Source organism: Brevibacillus sp. NPDC058079 (assembly GCF_042885155.1).
In the GTDB taxonomy this organism is placed as follows: domain Bacteria; phylum Bacillota; class Bacilli; order Brevibacillales; family Brevibacillaceae; genus Brevibacillus.
Window position 1 is genome coordinate 424,592 of record NZ_JBHVSO010000001.1, and the last position, 18,314, is coordinate 442,905.

Below are 18,314 nucleotides of genomic sequence, written 5' to 3' on the forward strand. Positions count from 1 at the left end.
GGTATGGAGTGGCCGAATTTCTATTCCAACGCGTACGGAACGAACAATCAAATGGTTTCCGGTTTGCTATCTGAAATGGTGATCGACGAGCAGATGCGTCAATATCGCAAGCGCACGCTAATTCAGGAGATTGATGAGGCACTTGCATCGAAAAACAAAGAGCTGTTTTTGCGCTTAACAGACGAATTAAAAGAAATCATGGCTTACGAGCAAGCCTAAATACATAATCGTATGCGTTATTGCGAGTCTCCGACCATTCATGGTACGCTTGTTTCCAGAAATGAACAAGGAAATGAGGAGACGGCTCTATGCAGTGGAACCTGAACGATTTTGAAAACTGGGAGGAGTTGCGGTCCTTTGTGGATACCGCGCTGCTCCCTCTTTATTTGTACAACGCGGACAGAAAAGTAGAAGAGCATGTTGTACGCATGAACTACTTATTAAATGTAGCGGCTGGGATTGAGCAGCGACTGAAGGGACGCGTGCTGCTATTTCCGTTAAGCTATCAAATCGGAGAAGAGCAGCTGGAACAACGAACACCGGCGGAATTCCCCTATAAAGTACTGCTTCATTTTCGCGGAGAACAGATTCAATTAAAGGAACGAGCAGAAGAAGGCGTATTAACCTTATTGGTAGGGGAAGAAGATCTGGAATCTTCTTTGCGTTTTGAAGTGACTGTGGATGTGCTGTACAAAGAGGTCATCAAGTTGTGGCAAACCGTCCGGGGATAATCGGTTTGACATAAAAAAGAGACGCAATAGAGAAAGCGTTTTCCGGTAATACTACAGAAAAATGGGTGGGGCAAGGTCTTAAATTTGACAATCTGGCAACAATATCCTGTCACACATCGTTTGGGTAAAGACATGTCCACTGGACATTCTTGACATCTTTATAGGCGTTAGCTATGATTGGGATTGACCTAGTGTATATGTATGAAAATGCCATCGTAGCGCTATTTTACAGGATAAGGAGGGAAAAAAGATATGGGAGACAAACGCGAAATTTCCAGGCGTACATTTTTGAACTACGCCCTGATGGGAACTGGCGGATTCCTTGCTGCGGGAATGATCACCCCAATGATTCGCTTTGCGGTAGACCCCCTTCTGCAAGGACATGCAGGTGGAGATAAAGTAGCTGTCGGCAGTCCGGATGAGTTTAGTGCCGTGCCAAAACGCGTAGAATTCAAGGTCCATACCAAGGACGGTTGGTATGAATCAGAATCTACACTTACTGCATGGGTTACCAAGAACGACAAGGGTGAGATTCTTGCTCTGTCCCCGATCTGTAAGCACTTAGGGTGTACGGTTGACTGGGGAACTGGCCCAGGACAACCAAATGAGTACTTCTGTCCTTGCCACATGGGTCGTTATTCGATCAATGGCGAGCACATTTTGGGAACGCCACCGACGGCCTCTCTTGATGAGTATGAGACAGAAGTCAAAGATGGAAAATTGTATTTAGGTAAAGTAAAAGCAAATCCTCGTCCGGGGGTGAACGGCTAAAATGATGCAAAAAATGTATGATTGGGTCGACGAGCGCTTAAACATCACTCCGATGTGGCGTGACTTGGCTGACCACGAAGTACCTGAGCACGTGAACCCGGCACATCATTTTTCAGCTTTTGTTTACTGCTTTGGTGGACTTACGTTCTTTATTACCGTTATTCAAATCTTGTCTGGTATGTTCTTGACGATGTATTATGTACCAGACGTTATCAATGCTTACGAATCCGTTAAGTACCTCCAGAACGAAGTAGCGTTCGGGGTAATCGTACGCGGTATGCATCACTGGGGTGCCAGCTTGGTAATCGTGATGATGTTCCTACATACTCTGCGTGTATTCTTTACAGGTGCTTACAAAAAGCCTCGTGAATTGAACTGGGTAGTCGGCGTACTGATTTTCTTCGTTATGCTGGGCCTCGGTTTCACAGGTTACCTCTTGCCTTGGGATAACACCGCATACTTTGCGACCAAAGTAGGTGTGCAGATCGCTGACTCTGTACCTTTCATCGGTCCATATGTGAAAACTTTGCTCACAGGTGGAGACATTCTAGGGGCGCAAACCCTTACCCGTTTCTTCGCGATTCACGTGTTCTTCCTCCCAGGCGCACTGCTTGGACTGTTGGGAGCTCACTTTGTTATGATCCGTTCGCAAGGTATCTCGGGTCCACTATAATTGGTCTTCGAAAAAAGGAGGAAATAGCATGGCAAAACAAGATAAAGATGCTACCTTCGTCGGAGATTCCCGAGTATCGGCGAAGCGTATTCCAAACATTTCTCCATCCTACTCCGACTTTCCGGGTAAAAACGAGCCGTTTTGGCCAAACTTCCTGTTGAAAGAGTGGATGGTGGCAGCCGTTTGCTTGGTTGGTTTCCTTGTGTTAACGGTCTCACATCCGTCGCCGTTAACTGACAAAGCAAACCCGAATGATACTTCATTCATTCCGTTGCCAGACTGGTACTTCTTGTTCCTGTATCAATTGCTGAAATATCCATGGGCTGCAGGGGATTGGGTCGTTCTTGGAATCGTTGTTATTCCAGGTATCGCATTTGGTGCACTGATGCTGGCGCCTTGGCTGGATACCAGCAAAGAGCGTCGTCCTAGCAAGCGTCCAGTTGCTACAGGCTTGATGCTGACGGCACTCGTTGGTATTTTCTACCTGACTTGGGCGGCAAACCATGAATATCATCTGGCTCACCCAGATAAAGGTAAAGGAACTGGTGGTAAACAGGGATCTAGTGCAACTGCACCTGCTCCGGCTGACACCAGCTTTACAGCAGATGCGCTTTGGAAAGCGCAAACAAGCTGTATGGGATGCCATGGTAAAAACATGGAGGGTGGCATGGGTCCAAACCTCCAAAAAATCGGTGCAACTTTGGATGCAGCCAAGATTACTGACGTCATCAAGAACGGTAAAGGCGGAATGCCAGCCGGTTTGCTCAAAGATGATGCAGAAATCGCAAAGCTAGCTGAATACATGGCTGGCTTGAAATAAGCTAATAGGGGAAAAGCTGGCTGGTAATGCGGTCAGCTTTTTCGTTAGCGGCGTACACAGCGGGAGACGATTATAGATGATCTGGATATGGGAGTGGTTTCGGCAATCTTTGGGCAAAAGGTGGTTTCTTTGGACGCTGTTCGTCGTCAACTTTTTGGGAACCATATATGGATTTATCTGGTACGGTAACCAATTGGCTGAGACACCAGCATATTTGATTCCTTTTGTCCCGGACAGCCCGACAGGTAGCGGACTTTTTTCGCTTGTACTCCTTACCTATTTGTTGGGTCGCCACATTCCTGTACTGGAAGCTTTGGCTGGCATCACCAATTTTAAGTATGGTGTCTGGGCCGTCTGCATTATCGTGGCTGGTTGGTTGATGGGCAATGAAGTGCGTTGGACAGACCTGATGCTGATCATTTCCCACACCGGCATGGCTGTGGAATCTGTTTTGTATGCGCGTTTTTACAAGCTAAGTCTTCTGCCGGTGGGAATCGCTGCGCTGTGGACACTGAATAATGATTTTCTCGATTACGTCATGGACATCCATCCGTGGCTGCCGAGTGTACTAGATCCATATGAGGGCTTCGTTGGGTTGTTTACGGTTCTTCTCAGCCTGATCTCGATCTCGGTGATCTGGTGGGTGAATATGAAGTATACGACAAATAAGGTCTAATCTTGTCCTCCTTTCCATAGGCTGTACTAGGGAAGGAGGTTATTTGCGTTGAAGAAAAACATCCGGTTTTTATTATTCTTTCTCATGATCGGGTTGTTCTTGTCGTGGCCCATTCATAATTTGTACTCGAAGCTGAATCAACCGATAGAAGAAAAGCAGTTGGCAGCATTAGATCAAATTGCGCATGAGTTACTGACGTATGCAAAAAAGGGAGATCTTGAAGGGGCAGAGCAGCGGATTGTACAGCTCGCAGAACGATTCCCGAACCAGCATTTGCCCAATCCGATACGAATTGAGAGTCTGAATGCAGTGACACAGTCCATACTAGCAGCCAAGCAAAGCTTTGCTTCCGCAAACGCAAGTGAACAGCAATTGCTGTGGCATGCCACACGGGTCCGTATCGCCATAGACGCACTGACGCATGATCACCAGCCGATGTGGCGTAGTTACTATCCTTCTCTCGTCACACAGGTCCAAAACCTGCAGCTATCGGCTGTTGAACGGAATTTCAGTCAGTTTCGCGAACAGTTCGATGAAAATTACCGATTATTTTTGGCCATTAAGCCGGGGATGAGTATTCAGCTTCCAGAGGGCCAAATGTCCTCGATTACGGTTGCGTACGATATCATATCCAAAGAGATGCGAAACAGCCAAGTAGATTGGCAGCTGGTACGAGAGGCGTTGCGAGAATTGACCGGCTCTTTTCAAGTGGCTTTTGTGGGAGAAGAGAAGAGTACGTTTGCTCGTCTAATGATGCGGCCAGATTCACCTATTGTTATTCTCGCATCGATTTCGATTGCTTTGATCATGGCCTTGTCTTATGTGGCGTGGAAGAAATATGATGGAGAAATCCGTTCGACGTAATAGATGTAGAAAACCCTTGCCTGTTCGAAAAGGCAAGGGTTTTTGCTGTGCTGCTTCGTGCTTAGTCGTGAAGCGGTTTCTTGTTTTCATCAAGGGTGAAGCCTTCTCCGAGAACTTCATGCACATCGTTGACGATGACAAAAGCATGCGGATCAATTTCTTGCACAATGGTTTTAAAACGCATGACTTCGTTTCGGCTGACAACGACATAAATGACTTTCTTTTCATCGCCAGAGTAGGCACCTTTACCCGCTAAGAGTGTCACACCACGACCTAGATCGAGAATTTGCTTGGCGATGTTATCTGCTTCGTTGGAAATGATCGTCAATGCTTTTCCTGCATAAGCGCCATCTTGGAAAAAGTCAATGACACGTGCTGCGATAAAGACGACGACGAGGGTATACATAGCGCTTTCCAGATTCAAATAGACCAGGGACGCCCCAATGACCAAGATGTCTCCGAAAAACAACGTCCTTCCCATACTGATACCCATGTATTTCTGAAGCAGTCTGGCAATGATGTCCACACCGCCGGTTGTCCCACCGTAACGGAAAATAATTCCTAAACCGACACCAACAGCTACCCCGGCATACAAGGAAGCGAGCAAGCGATCTTTCATCGGCAACGGAAGCACACCATCAAATAAGGATAAAAAGACTGAGAGAGAAACCGTTCCCAAAATCGTGTAGAAAAAAGAAGTTCGTCCAAGAATTTTCCAGCCCAAGAAAAATAACGGTATGTTCAGGACAAAGAAGACGATTCCCTGATCCACAGCAGGAACTAACAGCTTGATCAAAATACTGATACCAGTAATACCGCCCTCAGCTAGATGGTTGGGAATGTTGAACGCGTTAATACCAAATCCCATAATGGCAGAACCGATGATGATGGCAATGATACTGTCAAGACGAATTTTCATATATCCTCCTGTTCGCCGGATCAGGAAACAGGCTTCCCCCCGGACGTGATGTGCAGGTAATACTTGTGTTACCTGAGGGCTATCCGAAAGCCATTATAAATGAACGCTCGTTTGATTGTCCATATGCTGGAAAGACGAAGTATTGTGATTTGGCAAACGAAGCCTTTTTTAGTACGATAGGTGAAAGAGAGAAGTATGTGAAAAAGGAGTGGGCGGATGGAACGGCAAAAGACTATGCAAGAGATGCAGCATGAAGTTGATCAATACATATCGCAGTTTAAAGAAGGATATTTTTCTCCGCTTTCGATGCTGGCTAGAATGACAGAAGAAGTAGGGGAATTAGCCAGAGAGATTAACCATTTTTATGGAGAAAAACCTAAGAAAAAGGACGAAGGCGAAAAAACAGTAGAGGAAGAGCTGGGTGACGTACTCTTCATCGTGATTTGTTTCGCAAACTCACTCGGAATCGATTTGCAGGAAGCCTTTGATCGTATTATGCACAAGTTTAATACTCGCGATAAAGATCGCTGGACGAGAATAGAGGAGAACGAGCAGCATGACTAAACAAATTCGTGTAGCAGTTGCAGGCGCAAATGGTCGGATGGGGCAAGAAGTAGTGAAAATGCTGGCGCAGGATACCGCACTCGTTTTTACAGGCAATCTAGACACACGTGTGAGCGAAGAGGAAATCAATCAACAACTGGACGAAATGAAGCCGGATGTTCTGGTAGACTTTACGACACCACATACGGTGTACCGTCATATGGAGCTATGCCTAGCTCGTGGTGTGAGACCGGTCGTCGGAACAACGGGCCTGACAACAGAGCAGCTGCAAGAGATGACTGAGCGCTATAAAGAAGCGGGACTGGGTGCCATTATTGCCCCGAACTTTGCAATCGGCGCGATTCTATGTATGAAGTTTTCCGCAATGGCAGCAAAATATATGCCGCATGTAGAAATTATCGAGCTGCATCATGACCGCAAGCTGGATGCGCCGAGCGGAACTGCTTTGAAGACCGCAGAGATGATTGCAGCCGTTCGGGAAGAGCTCAAGCAAGGGCATCCTGAAGAGGTAGAAACGATTCCAGGCGCTCGCGGAGCAGATTACGAAGGCTTCCGGATTCACAGTGTCCGTCTGCCAGGTATGGTTGCTCATCAGGAGGTTTTGTTTGGTGCAACAGGCCAAACGCTGTCCATTCGCCATGATTCGATTAACCGGGAATCATTTATGCCAGGGGTAAATATGGCCATTAAAGCCGTAATGAATATGAACGGATTGATTTACGGATTGGAACATCTGATTGATTAAACGTTTGATTAACATACACACGATACCCAGCCATAAAGGGAGAGGTTTTCTTGAAAATTGCATTGATTGCCCATGATCGAATGAAAGAACAGATTGTGCAACTAGCGATGGCCTATGAATCCATTTTGGCAAAACATGACCTGTATGCCACAGGAACAACTGGGTCGCGAATCATGGAAGCTACCTCGCTGTCCCTAACCCGATTTCTGTCTGGGCCTTTAGGAGGCGATCAACAAATCGGTGCGATGATCGCCCGCAATGAGATGGATTTGATTATCTTTTTGCGTGATCCGCTTACCTCTCAACCACATGAACCTGATATTATCGCATTGCTTCGACTGTGTGATGTGCACAAGATACCGTTTGCCACCAATCTCGGTTCGGCAGAAATCATGCTGAAGGCTTTGGAGCTGGGACAACTGGATTGGCGCGAAGTGGTGCATGAGGAGAATGAAGCATGAGTTCACTCGATATTTTGGCAATCGGCGCTCATCCTGATGATGTTGAGATCGGTGCGGCAGGCAGTCTGATTTTGGCAGCTAAACAGGGAAAGCGCGTGGGGATTCTCGACTTGACCTATGCCGAATTGTCTTCGAATGGAACCGTTGAAAGAAGGCAGCAAGAAGCGACTGCAGCTGACCAAGTGATGGGAGTGGCTGCTCGCTATAATTTTGGCCTGCCTGATCGTGGCTTGGAAGCAGTCAGGGAAAGTGCGATTGAACGTGTCGTAAAGCTCATTCGCGAAACTCGTCCAGCCATTGTTCTTGCACCTTATTACGCGGATCGTCATCCAGATCACGAAAGCGTTAGTCGGATCGTTCGTGAGGCGGTGTTTAATGCAGGCATCCGCAAGTATTTGCCGGAGCCTTCTTTGCCTGCCTATCGACCTTCGCAATTCCTTTACTATTTTATTAATTCAACTGTCACGCCGCAGGTTGTCGTGGATATCACCACTGTTTATCCGCAAAAAATGGAGGCGCTGCGTTGCTACCGCAGTCAGTTTGAACTCGAAGAAGGCAGCGTTCAAACACCACTTACCAATGGGTATCTGGAGTCTGTTGAGTATCGAGAGCGACTGTTTGGTCAACAGGCTGGTGTAGCCTACGCAGAAGGATTTGTCAGTGCAGCTCCGTATGTATTAAAGAGCTTGTGAGAAGGAGTGACACTGTATGAAGATCGGAATTACTTGCTATCCGTCATTGGGCGGATCGGGGGTAGTAGCCACAGAGCTGGGGAAGCTATTGGCCGAGCGAGGACATCAAGTCCATTTCATTACAGGTGGAATGCCATTTCGCTTAGGTGCGTTTCACCCGAACATTTTTTATCATGAAGTAGAAGTGAACAACTATGATGTTTTTAAATATCCACCTTATGATTTGACCTTGGCGAATAGAATGGCGCAAGTGGCGAAAAATGAAAACTTGGACTTATTACATGTGCATTATGCTGTGCCACATGCGTTGTGTGCGTTCCTCGCCAAGCAAATGGTAGGGGATCATTTGAAAATTGTGACCACCTTGCACGGGACTGATATTACTGTTCTGGGTTATGACTCGAATTTGAGTGATATGATCCGCTTCGGTATTGAGCGAAGCGATTTGGTAACAGCGGTGTCCAACGATTTGATCAGGCAGACGAAAGAGCTGCTCCATACTGAAAAAGAAATTGTCCCAGTGTACAACTTCGTTGACAAGCGGCGTTACTACCCGAAAGAAGTTTCGAAGCTGAAAAAGGTATTTGCACCGAATGGTGAAAAAATTCTTATGCACATTTCTAATTTCCGTCCGGTCAAACGAGTGCCGGATGTGATTGAAATATTCTCCCGAGTACGTGAAGAAGTGCCTTCCAGACTGATCCTCATTGGAGAAGGTCCCGAAATGGGTCTGGTCCGCAAGTTGATCACTGAGCTCGGTTTGAACGACGATGTTTGCTTCCTCGGCAAGCAGGAAGATGTCGCTGAGGTATTGTCGATGGCAGACATCATGCTGCTTCCATCCGAAAAGGAAAGCTTCGGTCTCGTCGCATTGGAAGCAATGGCTTGCGGCGTGCCTGTCGTCGCTACAGTGGCCGGAGGCTTGCCTGAGGTCGTCCTGGATGGTGTGAACGGCTTCTTGCGTCCAATTGGGGACGTGGAAGGCATGGCGAAAGAAACGATTCGACTCTTGCAAAACGAAGAGCTATACCGCGAATTCTCCGCGAATAGCATCGAGCGATCCTGCAAAACGTTTTGTCACGAAACGATCGCCTCTCAGTATGAAGCACTTTACGCCAACTTGCTGGAAAGTAAAACCGAAGAAAACCTAAGCTTTTGAACGTAAGATCGAGCTTTTGGCTAGTTGATGTACCTTGGATATTAAAATGAACAATCCATACAAAACTCTCATGAAAAACGCCTCCTTGTGTAGATCAGGCGGAGCAAACCAGAAAGGGGGGATTGGATTGGCGATAGAATTGGCAAAGCGTGTTCTCGACAGATTGGAGGAACACGGATTCGAAGCTTACTATGTGGGTGGTTGCGTCCGCGATTGGCTTTTACAACGACCTGTTCATGATATAGATATATGTACGAATGCCCATCCCGGCGACGTCATCCGATTGTTTCCCGATCATGTCCCGACTGGTCTGAAACACGGTACTGTGTCTGTAAAAGTCGAGGGGCAGATGTTCGAAGTAACCACGTTTCGGACGGAAGGAAAATATGAAGATTACCGTCGACCTGCTGAAGTTCAGTTCGTTTCAGAACTTCGGCTCGATCTGGAGCGACGAGATTTTACAATGAACGCAATGGCGATGGATCGTCATCAAGTATTGCACGACCCGTTCGGTGGACGTGAGGATATGGAGCGTCAGTTGGTTCGGGCTGTAGGCATTCCGCTAGAGAGATTTCAGGAGGATGCCCTTCGGCTTTTACGAGGAGTGCGCTTTGCTTCCCAGTTAGGTTTTGCTATAGAAGACCAGACCATGCTTGCTATGAAACAGACTGCACCTTTGTTAGCTCATATTGCTGTGGAGCGCATAAGGGAAGAGCTGAATAAAACGCTCGACAGCAGAGCCCCAGAGGTAGGTTGTCAGTTGTTGAATGAAACGAGGCTCATGGCTTATGCCCCTGAGATAGATAAACTGTTTGACCTCTCAAATGAGCATATCTGGCGGCTGCATCATTTGCAAACCGTGACGCAAAAATGGTCGTTGCTACTGTTTGCGGCGAATTATTCTCCTGTGCAATCGCGTGAAGTATGCCAATTCCTCAAAATGTCCAAACGCGAAACAGAAGCAATTTGTTGCTTGGTTGAACTTCTGATGCGATTGCAGCCGCAATGGGATGTCCCTCAAGCGATTGAGTGGGGGCCACTGCTACTTGAAGTCGGTTGGGACACGTGTAACGAGTTCTTCCTTTTATTGCAAGCGTGCTGGTGGAAGGAGAGGCAATCGTTTTCGATGCAAGCACTCCTCGATCAATACGAGAACATGCCTGTCAAAACCATCAAGGATTTGGCAATCACGGGGCTTGACCTGCAAGTAGCCGTTCAAAAAAAGCCAGGCGAGTGGATTGTTCGCGTCTTGGAATCGTTACTTAGACAAACGGCACTGCACGGTTTACCAAATACACCAGAAGCACTCGTCGAAGTTGCAAAGAAAGAGGTTGCACAAGATGAACATTAAGCAAGTCATCCTTCAAGCATTCCGTGATCAGCCAGGTAATTTCATCTCTGGTGAAGAACTAAGTCAAACATGCGGTTGCTCTAGGACGGCGGTTTGGAAACATATCGAAGAGCTGCGCCGAGATGGTTACGAGGTGGAGGCGGTGCGAAAATCGGGGTATCGCCTGCTGGTTGCCCCTGATCGCTTGTCAGCAGCAGAAATCATGGCTGGACTGGAAACGAATCGGATCGGTCAAAATGTCATCGCTTACGATGAGGTGGTATCTACACAGCCACTGGCACACGAGGCTGCGGCAAAAGGGGCAGTAGAAGGTACGATTGTGCTGGCAGAGCTGCAAACAGGTGGGAAAGGCAGACTCGGCCGTCCATGGCATTCTCCGAAAGGAACAGGGATATGGATGAGCTTGATCATCCGACCTTCGATTCCGTTACCGAAGACACCTCAGATGACGTTGCTAACGGCGGTTGCTGTAGCGAAAACGATCCGAGAAGAGACAGGGTTGCCTGTCAAAATCAAATGGCCGAACGATATTTTTATCGGAGACAAAAAAGTATGCGGGATTTTGACAGAACTCAATGCTGAATCTGATCGGGTCAATTATTTAGTAATCGGAATAGGGCTCAATGCTAACAGTGTCGAGTCTGATTTCCCATCTGAACTGGCACAGATTGTGACTTCGCTTCGAATTGAATCTGGCGAGCCACTCAAGCGTGTTTCGTTGATCCAGCGACTCTGCCGAATTTTTGAAGAAGAGTACGACCATTATTTGCAGGCTGGCTTTGAGCGTGTAAAACAAGAGTGGGAGAATCATTCGTTCACCATTGGCAAATGGGTGACCCTCCAGACGATTTCACAACAGCTTGAAGGTCGTGCCGTTGGCTTGGATGAGGAAGGCGTACTCAAGGTCGAGGATCAGGCGGGACAGATTCACAAAGTTTATTCGGCTGATGTCAATTATCGTGCAAATGATTAAATCATTTGCTATACTCCAATTTGGAGGCTGTATCACGTCGTGAACGGTACTCCCGGAGTATTTTTGTATCTATCGTGTAATCTTAAATCAATACGTGCAAGGACAAAAATCTGCTCAGAGCCTGTGTGGACCGAGACAGAAGGAATCCGCTAACGCAAAATGTCTTTTTGACATGGACAACCTTCTCCCGATTGACGCGAGAAGGTTTTTTTATTCCTCACACGATCCACGGGCTTGATGCGAAAGAGGAGCAATGAAAAATGGCACAAAACGACAGACCTATTACGACTTCGAGTATCCGCAAGAAAAAAGAAACGCGAACCCCGATTACCATGGTGACCGCCTATGACTATCCGTCAGCCAAATTAGTGGATGAAGCTGGCGCTGATATGATTTTGGTCGGTGATTCATTGGGAATGGTCGTACTCGGTTATGACTCCACCATCCCTGTAACGATGGAGGACATGCTACACCATACGAAAGCAGTAACGAGAGGGGCTAAGCGTGCATTTGTCGTGACGGACCTGCCTTTTCTCAGCTATCACGGAACAGTTGAGGAAGCAGTGAAAAACGCGGGCAGACTAATGCAAGAAGGGCTGGCCAAGGCGGTCAAAATGGAAGGGGGCCGTGAACTGGCCCCAATCATTACACGCTGTGTACAAGCAGGCATCCCTGTCGTTGGACATATTGGACTTACTCCGCAATCGGTACATCAATTAGGTGGCTACAAAGTACAAGGAAGAGATCTGGAGGCAGCCAAAAAATTGTTGGACGAGGCCCTTGCGATTCAAGAAGCGGGTGCATTCGCCATTGTGCTGGAATGTGTTCCAGAAGAGGTCGCAGGCATGATTGCAGACAAGCTGGACATCGCTGTGATCGGAATCGGAGCGGGTGCGACTTGTGATGGTCAAGTGCTGGTGTTCCATGATATGGTCGGCTACGCATCGGATATCACACCGAAATTCGTGAAGCGTTACGCAAACATCGGTGAAACAATTCGTGAAGCAGTGGAGACGTATAACAAAGAAGTTGAAGCAAGAAGCTTCCCAGGGCCAGAGCATGTCTTCCATGCCTCTGAAGAAACCATCAAGGAATTGTACGGGGAAGGAGTGAAGCAGTCATGATGCAAACAATGATGCAGCAAGTCTCCACAATCGCAGAGATGCGCGTTCATATAAAAGAAGCACATCGGCAAGGCAAAACGATCGGGATGGTACCGACCATGGGCTTTCTGCATGAAGGACATCTCAGCTTGGTGAAAGCTGCCCGTGAAGTATGCGATTTGGTTGTGATGAGCATTTTTGTAAACCCGCTGCAATTCGGACCGAATGAAGACTTTGAAAGCTATCCGCGTGATATTGAACGGGATAGCAAAATGGCGGAAGAAGCGGGTGTGGACCTCCTGTTTAGCCCGGATGTCAGCGAGATGTATCCGAAACCGATGCTGACCAATATTTCAGTGGCAAATGTGACGACTCCATTGTGTGGAGCTTCTCGTCCGGGTCATTTTGATGGCGTATCGACTGTCGTCAATAAATTGTTTCAAATTGTCCAGCCCGATTACGCTTTTTTTGGACAAAAGGATGCCCAGCAGGTGGCTGTTGTGACGCAAATGGTTCAAGACTTGTCGATGTCAGTACAAATTGTTCCTTGCCCGATTGTCCGCGAAGCGGATGGTCTTGCCATGAGTTCTCGGAATGTATACTTGTCAGCGGATGAGCGAGCACAAGCACTCGTGCTATCACAAAGCCTGAAACAAGCAGAAGAATGGCTGGGTGAGGGCATGCCTCTTTCTGAAATCAAGGATCGAATCACGCAAATGATTTCCGAGCAGCCGCTGGCTGATATTGATTATGTGGAAATTTTGAGCTATCCAGCGCTTACACCAGTTGAGCAGGAAACGGCAGGTCAGACGATCCTCATCGCGCTAGCTGTTCGTTTTGGCAAAACACGTCTGATCGACAATACGATTACATCAATCAAGTAGAGATAAGGGAGGAATTCTTAGTGTTCCGCACCATGATGAAAGCAAAAATCCATCGAGCAACGGTAACTGAAGCGAACTTGAACTATGTTGGCAGCATTACCATCGACAAAAATTTGTTGGATGCACTGGATATTTTGCCAAATGAAAAAGTACAAATCGTCAATAACAACAACGGAGCTCGTCTGGAAACATACGTCATCGAAGGTGCTCCAGGCAGTGGCGTCATTTGCTTGAACGGAGCAGCAGCACGTCTTGTACAAGAGGGCGATATCGTCATTATTATTGCCTATGCGATGATGACGGATGAAGAGGCAAGAACCTACAAGCCACGTGTCGCCATCATGGATGAAAAAAATCAGATCAAAGAATTGATCGCAGAAGAAGTACACGCGACGATTCTGTAAGCGATCTGTTTGTTCCTGCATAGAGCCACCTGCCTTGTGAGACAATGAAAGTACTCATGCCTCATAGGGGGTGGCTTTTCTTGTGAAAATCGAGGACTGGTTTCATACGCTTCGTAAAAAAGCGCAGACGATTGAAGAGAAGTGGCAGGGGGCTTCTGAACAAGAACGTCATCAGCTCGCGGAACAATTGTTTCAATTGCGCCAAGTAAGTGATACAGTTGTTGACCTGTGGCTGCAATTCGAAGAAAAATTATCGAATGCAATTCGTAGTATCAAGGAAATGGAAGGACAGCTTCCGGCGGAAGAAAAAAAGACGCATCAGTCGAAGGCAAGTGCAGAATCGCCAAAGGCCGTTGAAACGAATCCATACGAGCCGATTTTTCGTCGAGGGGAAGGCTTTTATCATTTGCGCATGTTCCAAGACGCGAAAAAGTGTTTTGCAGAATTAGTCCAAAAATCGCCAGACTGGGAAAGTGGACGCCTGTACTACGCCTACAGTCTCCTTTTGTGTGAGGATGAAGAATTAGCCTTTCGGGAATTCCGTCTGCTCGGCAGGACAGCAAGCTCACCTACCATTGTGGCCATCAGCTTTAATGCCATCGGGTGCATACTGGCAGAAGAGGAGCAATGGCTAGAGGCGGCGCAAGCTTTTAAGACGTCTCTCGAGATCAATCCAGAACAGGAAGAAGCCAAATACAACCTCGCGCTATGCTATTTAAGAGATGGCGATGCACAGGAAGCTTTGGACGAATTGGAACCGTATCTAGAAAAAAACGAGCACGATTGGGAAGCGCAGATGCTATGGCTGCGTGCTGCAAAATTACTGCATACGATGGACCAAACGGTGGAATGGAGCCCGCCGAAAGGCTTGCAACTGCCGACACGCGATTTGGACAGCGATACTCTTCAGGAAATGGCCTCTTTATACGAAACAGTGGGCAATTACCACCGGGCACAAATTTGCTATCACTTTTTGACGGAGCGTTCCCCAAAAGATGGGTGGACGTGGCATGGCTTGGCCTGGAATACGTGGCTCATTGCGGGTACGAAGCGCGCATTGACGCTCGTCAAAAAAGCGATCAGTCTTGCACCCGAAAATGACGACTTTCTTTTTAGTTATGGATGGATGTTGTTGTTTGACGGAAGGGTAGAAGAAGCAATTAAAGCGTTTCGGATCATGCTGGAGAAAAACCGAGACAATCGCCTCGGCCAATCCGGGATGATTTCCGCATACGAAAAGCTAGGGGATACACAAGAGGCAAAACGGTTGGCAAAGTATTTCCTGGTAGACGCTGAGCCATATGTACGTTCGTTAGGGTATTTTCATCTGGGAAGAATCGCAGTTGTGGAAGAAAATTGGCGCCTAGCTGAACAATATTTTCAACGGGCATTGCCATTCGCAGAACAGTTATGGGAAATCCCCATCTATCTGCAATTGTGTGCAAGCAAGCTCGGTCAATCAGAAATGCAAACCGAGCTCGTACAGCCTTAAATGTACAGGAGAGCAGGAATATTTCCCATCGTTGCCGAATGTGAATGGGTGCGGATTGAATGTTTCCGCCCAGGTTACGAGGTGACAACGTTTGAATCGATTACTAGTTGTAGATTTTGAGACGACGGGAAGCCATCCACGCCAAGGTGACAGCATCATTCAGATTGGTGCCGTCGCGATCGATGACGGGCAGATTACCGAGAGTTTTTCCACCCTGATTCATCCGGGCCAGGATATTCCCCCGTTTATTACCCAATTAACAGGGATTACCAATGAAATGGTTGCAGATGCTCCTTCCTTGGAAGAAGTGTTCCCAGATTTCTTGCGTTTATTGGATGGACGAGCTTTTGTTGCACATAATGCAAGCTTTGATCTCCAATTTTTACAAGAAGCCCTGCTGAGCCAGGGCTATTATGCGTTTGACGGCTACGTGCTTGATACAGTGGAGCTTTCCCGCGTTCTTTTGCCGATGCAAAATAGCTACAGGCTCGGAGAACTGGCGTCTGAGCTGGAAATCGAACACGATAATCCCCATCAAGCAGATAGCGATGCCCTTGCAACAGCGCAGCTGTTTCTCCACTTGCTGGATATTTTAAAGAGACTGCCGCTCGTGACGATTCAGCGCCTGCAGATGCTCGTCTCTTCGTTTCGCTCTGATATCGAGGTTCTTTTACGTCAGATCGAGATGGAAAAGCTCATAGAGCTGCCAGAGCTGGATGGAACGCCAACCGAAACGGATTCCTCAGACATGTGGGATGTTTATCGCCAGCTGGCCCTTCGGAAGCGAGAAGAAAAATTAACAGCCTCGCTAAAACGTTCCCATGTCGATGCGACAGTGACCAAAGCGTTTGCTGACCAGCTCGAGGATGTTTTGGGCGAAAACGGGCACATGCAGGCGAAAATGTCGGGGTATCAACGCCGGGATGCTCAAGAAGCGATGATGCATGCGGTCTATGAGGCAATGGAGGATGGTGCCCATTTATTGGTAGAGGCAGGGACAGGTACGGGAAAATCATTAGCCTATCTCTTGCCGGGGATCATTTGGGCTCATCATAATCAGCAGCAGCTGGTGGTCAGTACCAACACCATTCAATTGCAGGAACAGCTATTCCATAAGGAAATCGCTACCTTGCAGGAGTCTCTGCCGTTCTCCTTTACAGCTTCGACGCTAAAAGGCAGAGGAAACTACTTGTGCTTGCGAAAATTTGAACAAGCCGTGGACGAGCCTGTAGAAGGAAGCAGCCAAGAAATGCGCTTGGTCAAAGGACAGATGCTGACGTGGCTCACGCAAACCGTAACCGGTGACGTGGAAGAGCTGAGCATGCCTCCGAGTGGCCAACTGCTGTGGCAACAGGTAAAAAGTGATACGAGCTCTTGTTTGAATCGGGCTTGTCCCTGGTTTAGTCGCTGTTACTATTTTCAGGCGAAGGAACGGGCTCGCGATGTCGATGTACTCATCGTTAATCACGCCCTTTTCATCAGCGACTTGCAAGCGGAAAACAGAATCCTCCCTCCGTATGAAGTTGCCATCGTCGATGAGGCCCATCATTTGGAGGATGCCGCGACACAGCATTTAGGCAAGCAGTTTTCAACCACGCAGCTTCTTTTCTTGTTAGATCGTGCATCGGTTGAAGAGAGTGGGGCAATTGCCCGCTTCGCAGAAGAGCTGCAAAGCTGGATGCCTGCGGTACAAGACGATGTTGCCGCAAAGCTTTTGGAGCTGAGAAAACAGTCCGCTGCCGTACGTGAGAAAGCGCAGCAATGGACACAGCTCTTGTATGTATGGGCATCTGATCGTGCGGAGGAGACGATGGACGCTGGACGTGAGACGGTACGTTATCGGATCGAATCGTTTGTAGGCAAACACGAGAAAATACGCAAAGTAACCAAAAAGCTGATTGAAGGGATGACCGCATACGCAGCGGGCATCGAGGAGCTTTTGCGAACGACTCCGCAAGAGGAAAAGCCTCCTTTTGCCGTACGCAGTCTACTGACAGATTTATTCGGTCTCATCAAAGACTGGCAAAACGTCGTGGAGCTGCTTCACTTCTTTTTGCTTGAGCAGGATGCGGAGTATGTATATTGGATGGAAGTAGAGTCCCGTACAGCTCGCAAGCAGGTTCATTTGTCAGCAGCACTCTTGAAGGTTGCCGACTCACTAGCAGAACCGCTTTTCGCGCAGAAGCGGAGTCTGATCTTGACATCAGCCACTCTGACGGTCAAAAACAGCTTCTCCTACATCAGAAGCCAGTTTGGTCTCGACCAACTGCCTGAGGAGCGCGTGCGTACCTTGTCACTGCCATCGCCGTTTCATTATGAAGAGCAGGGATTACTGTTGATTCCATCTGATTTCCCCGCACCAGGCAAAGAGAGTGACCACACGTATTTGGAGGCGGTCATTCAAGGGTGCGTGGATGTCGTACTGGCTTCGAAAGGAAGGACGCTGATCCTGTTTACCTCCCACTCGATGCTTCGACTTGTTTACCAAGCAATGAAGGAACGCCTTGCGGAGGCCCCAGAACCGTATACGTTATTCGGTCACGGGATTGATAGCAACAATCGGAGTAAGCTGGTGCGTCTGTTCCGAAGCATGGAGAGAAGTGTCCTGCTTGGGACGAGTAGCTTTTGGGAAGGTGTCGATATCCAGGGAGAATGGCTGAGCAGTTTAGTCATTGTTCGCCTCCCATTTGCTCCGCCAAATCATCCTGTCTATCAAGGAAGGGCAGAGCTTTTGAAGGCAGAAGGAAAAAACGCTTTTATGTCCTTGTCTCTTCCACAAGCTGTTCTGCAATTTAAACAAGGGGTGGGTCGATTGATTCGCCACCACTTGGATCGCGGGGTCGTGATCGTTCTTGACACGCGTGTGGTTGAGTCGAGATATGGACGCTCATTCCTACAATCTTTACCGCCATTTCAGATCGAAAGCGGTCCATGGCCAACACTGCGAGAGCGTATAGAGCCATTCCTTAGTATGCAATCCCTGTCAGATTCATAAAATGAAGCAATAGTCTCATAGGGATTAAGGTGATAAA

General features: G+C 47.8%; 20 protein-coding genes. 19 read left to right on the plus strand and 1 reads right to left on the minus strand.

The features are described from left to right. Positions 1–3 precede the first annotated feature (3 nt). The 7 genes from ACFVS2_RS02240 to ACFVS2_RS02270 all read left to right on the plus strand — a co-directional run bounded on the left by ACFVS2_RS02240 (position 4) and on the right by ACFVS2_RS02270 (position 4,535). Positions 4–219 (plus strand): IDEAL domain-containing protein, encoded by a 216-nt coding sequence (locus ACFVS2_RS02240; protein WP_007716588.1) that lies wholly within the window; start codon positions 4–6, stop codon positions 217–219. Between the two features lie 89 nt (positions 220–308). After that, a complete protein-coding gene (locus ACFVS2_RS02245) occupies positions 309–731 on the plus strand; it encodes a DUF2487 family protein (protein WP_173617914.1) in 423 nt (140 codons plus the stop codon). A 252-nt stretch (positions 732–983) separates the two neighbouring features. Beyond that, positions 984–1,502, plus strand: coding sequence for a Rieske (2Fe-2S) protein (locus ACFVS2_RS02250; protein WP_007716590.1), 519 nt, complete (start codon positions 984–986; stop codon positions 1,500–1,502). A gap of 1 nt (position 1,503) precedes the next feature. Beyond that, on the plus strand, positions 1,504–2,175 hold the full coding sequence (gene qcrB, locus ACFVS2_RS02255; RefSeq protein WP_012686173.1) for a menaquinol-cytochrome c reductase cytochrome b subunit: 672 nt from the start codon (positions 1,504–1,506) through the stop codon (positions 2,173–2,175). Positions 2,176–2,203: 28 nt separating this feature from the next. After that, entirely contained in the window at positions 2,204–2,995 is a 792-nt protein-coding gene (locus ACFVS2_RS02260) for a menaquinol-cytochrome c reductase cytochrome b/c subunit (protein ID WP_173617913.1), read from the plus strand. Positions 2,996–3,071: 76 nt separating this feature from the next. Continuing rightward, positions 3,072–3,671 carry a DUF1405 domain-containing protein gene (locus ACFVS2_RS02265; protein ID WP_173617912.1) on the plus strand — a complete coding sequence of 200 codons (600 nt, stop codon included), beginning with the start codon at positions 3,072–3,074 and terminating at the stop codon, positions 3,669–3,671. Between the two features lie 48 nt (positions 3,672–3,719). Continuing rightward, entirely contained in the window at positions 3,720–4,535 is an 816-nt protein-coding gene (locus ACFVS2_RS02270) for a sporulation protein YpjB (RefSeq protein WP_173617911.1), read from the plus strand. A gap of 61 nt (positions 4,536–4,596) precedes the next feature. On the opposite strand, the gene ACFVS2_RS02275 is transcribed toward ACFVS2_RS02270, so the two are convergent. Then, a complete protein-coding gene (locus ACFVS2_RS02275) occupies positions 4,597–5,454 on the minus strand; it encodes a YitT family protein (protein ID WP_173617909.1) in 858 nt (285 codons plus the stop codon). A 216-nt stretch (positions 5,455–5,670) separates the two neighbouring features. Between ACFVS2_RS02275 and ACFVS2_RS02280 the strand changes: the two genes are divergently transcribed. The 12 genes from ACFVS2_RS02280 to dinG all read left to right on the plus strand — a co-directional run bounded on the left by ACFVS2_RS02280 (position 5,671) and on the right by dinG (position 18,277). Continuing rightward, on the plus strand, positions 5,671–6,018 hold the full coding sequence (locus ACFVS2_RS02280; protein ID WP_390230417.1) for a nucleotide pyrophosphohydrolase: 348 nt from the start codon (positions 5,671–5,673) through the stop codon (positions 6,016–6,018). Continuing rightward, a complete protein-coding gene (dapB, locus tag ACFVS2_RS02285) occupies positions 6,011–6,763 on the plus strand; it encodes a 4-hydroxy-tetrahydrodipicolinate reductase (protein WP_087348317.1) in 753 nt (250 codons plus the stop codon). Before ACFVS2_RS02280 ends, dapB begins: the two co-directional genes overlap by 8 nt. A gap of 50 nt (positions 6,764–6,813) precedes the next feature. Beyond that, entirely contained in the window at positions 6,814–7,224 is a 411-nt protein-coding gene (locus ACFVS2_RS02290) for a methylglyoxal synthase (RefSeq protein ID WP_056492842.1), read from the plus strand. Next, entirely contained in the window at positions 7,221–7,916 is a 696-nt protein-coding gene (bshB1, locus tag ACFVS2_RS02295; protein WP_173617907.1) for a bacillithiol biosynthesis deacetylase BshB1, read from the plus strand. Before ACFVS2_RS02290 ends, bshB1 begins: the two co-directional genes overlap by 4 nt. Before the next feature lie 16 nt (positions 7,917–7,932). Next, entirely contained in the window at positions 7,933–9,075 is a 1,143-nt protein-coding gene (gene bshA, locus ACFVS2_RS02300; RefSeq protein WP_390230423.1) for an N-acetyl-alpha-D-glucosaminyl L-malate synthase BshA, read from the plus strand. Positions 9,076–9,202: 127 nt separating this feature from the next. Further along, entirely contained in the window at positions 9,203–10,426 is a 1,224-nt protein-coding gene (locus ACFVS2_RS02305; RefSeq protein ID WP_390230426.1) for a CCA tRNA nucleotidyltransferase, read from the plus strand. Next, positions 10,416–11,399: a biotin--[acetyl-CoA-carboxylase] ligase gene (locus tag ACFVS2_RS02310; protein ID WP_173617904.1), complete on the plus strand. Its 984-nt coding sequence runs from the start codon at positions 10,416–10,418 to the stop codon at positions 11,397–11,399. The genes ACFVS2_RS02305 and ACFVS2_RS02310 overlap by 11 nt, the downstream gene beginning before the upstream one ends. 260 nt (positions 11,400–11,659) lie before the next feature. Beyond that, positions 11,660–12,523: a 3-methyl-2-oxobutanoate hydroxymethyltransferase gene (gene panB, locus ACFVS2_RS02315; protein ID WP_390230429.1), complete on the plus strand. Its 864-nt coding sequence runs from the start codon at positions 11,660–11,662 to the stop codon at positions 12,521–12,523. Then, the gene (panC, locus tag ACFVS2_RS02320) at positions 12,520–13,386 is read left to right on the plus strand and encodes a pantoate--beta-alanine ligase (RefSeq protein ID WP_217367556.1); all 867 of its coding nucleotides are present in this window, start codon (positions 12,520–12,522) and stop codon (positions 13,384–13,386) included. The genes panB and panC overlap by 4 nt, the downstream gene beginning before the upstream one ends. A 20-nt stretch (positions 13,387–13,406) precedes the next feature. Further along, positions 13,407–13,790: an aspartate 1-decarboxylase gene (gene panD, locus ACFVS2_RS02325; protein WP_007723146.1), complete on the plus strand. Its 384-nt coding sequence runs from the start codon at positions 13,407–13,409 to the stop codon at positions 13,788–13,790. Positions 13,791–13,872: 82 nt separating this feature from the next. Continuing rightward, positions 13,873–15,282, plus strand: a complete 1,410-nt coding sequence (locus ACFVS2_RS02330) for a tetratricopeptide repeat protein (protein ID WP_390230433.1) — start codon at positions 13,873–13,875, stop codon at positions 15,280–15,282. A gap of 91 nt (positions 15,283–15,373) precedes the next feature. Next, a complete protein-coding gene (gene dinG, locus ACFVS2_RS02335; protein WP_390230436.1) occupies positions 15,374–18,277 on the plus strand; it encodes an ATP-dependent DNA helicase DinG in 2,904 nt (967 codons plus the stop codon). The last annotated feature ends 37 nt before the right edge of the window (positions 18,278–18,314 follow it).

What these genes read in the sequence shown, in the direction of transcription:
- ACFVS2_RS02240 (WP_007716588.1), top strand. Translation starts at nt 4, where the DNA reads ATGGAGTGGCCGAATTTCTATTCCAACGCGTACGGAACGAACAATCAA.
- ACFVS2_RS02245 (WP_173617914.1), top strand. Translation starts at nt 309, where the DNA reads ATGCAGTGGAACCTGAACGATTTTGAAAACTGGGAGGAGTTGCGGTCC.
- ACFVS2_RS02250 (WP_007716590.1), top strand. Translation starts at nt 984, where the DNA reads ATGGGAGACAAACGCGAAATTTCCAGGCGTACATTTTTGAACTACGCC.
- qcrB (WP_012686173.1), top strand. Translation starts at nt 1,504, where the DNA reads ATGATGCAAAAAATGTATGATTGGGTCGACGAGCGCTTAAACATCACT.
- ACFVS2_RS02260 (WP_173617913.1), top strand. Translation starts at nt 2,204, where the DNA reads ATGGCAAAACAAGATAAAGATGCTACCTTCGTCGGAGATTCCCGAGTA.
- ACFVS2_RS02265 (WP_173617912.1), top strand. Translation starts at nt 3,072, where the DNA reads ATGATCTGGATATGGGAGTGGTTTCGGCAATCTTTGGGCAAAAGGTGG.
- ACFVS2_RS02275 (WP_173617909.1), bottom strand. Translation starts at nt 5,454, where the DNA reads ATGAAAATTCGTCTTGACAGTATCATTGCCATCATCATCGGTTCTGCC.
- ACFVS2_RS02280 (WP_390230417.1), top strand. Translation starts at nt 5,671, where the DNA reads ATGGAACGGCAAAAGACTATGCAAGAGATGCAGCATGAAGTTGATCAA.
- dapB (WP_087348317.1), top strand. Translation starts at nt 6,011, where the DNA reads ATGACTAAACAAATTCGTGTAGCAGTTGCAGGCGCAAATGGTCGGATG.
- bshB1 (WP_173617907.1), top strand. Translation starts at nt 7,221, where the DNA reads ATGAGTTCACTCGATATTTTGGCAATCGGCGCTCATCCTGATGATGTT.
- bshA (WP_390230423.1), top strand. Translation starts at nt 7,933, where the DNA reads ATGAAGATCGGAATTACTTGCTATCCGTCATTGGGCGGATCGGGGGTA.
- ACFVS2_RS02310 (WP_173617904.1), top strand. Translation starts at nt 10,416, where the DNA reads ATGAACATTAAGCAAGTCATCCTTCAAGCATTCCGTGATCAGCCAGGT.
- panB (WP_390230429.1), top strand. Translation starts at nt 11,660, where the DNA reads ATGGCACAAAACGACAGACCTATTACGACTTCGAGTATCCGCAAGAAA.
- panC (WP_217367556.1), top strand. Translation starts at nt 12,520, where the DNA reads ATGATGCAAACAATGATGCAGCAAGTCTCCACAATCGCAGAGATGCGC.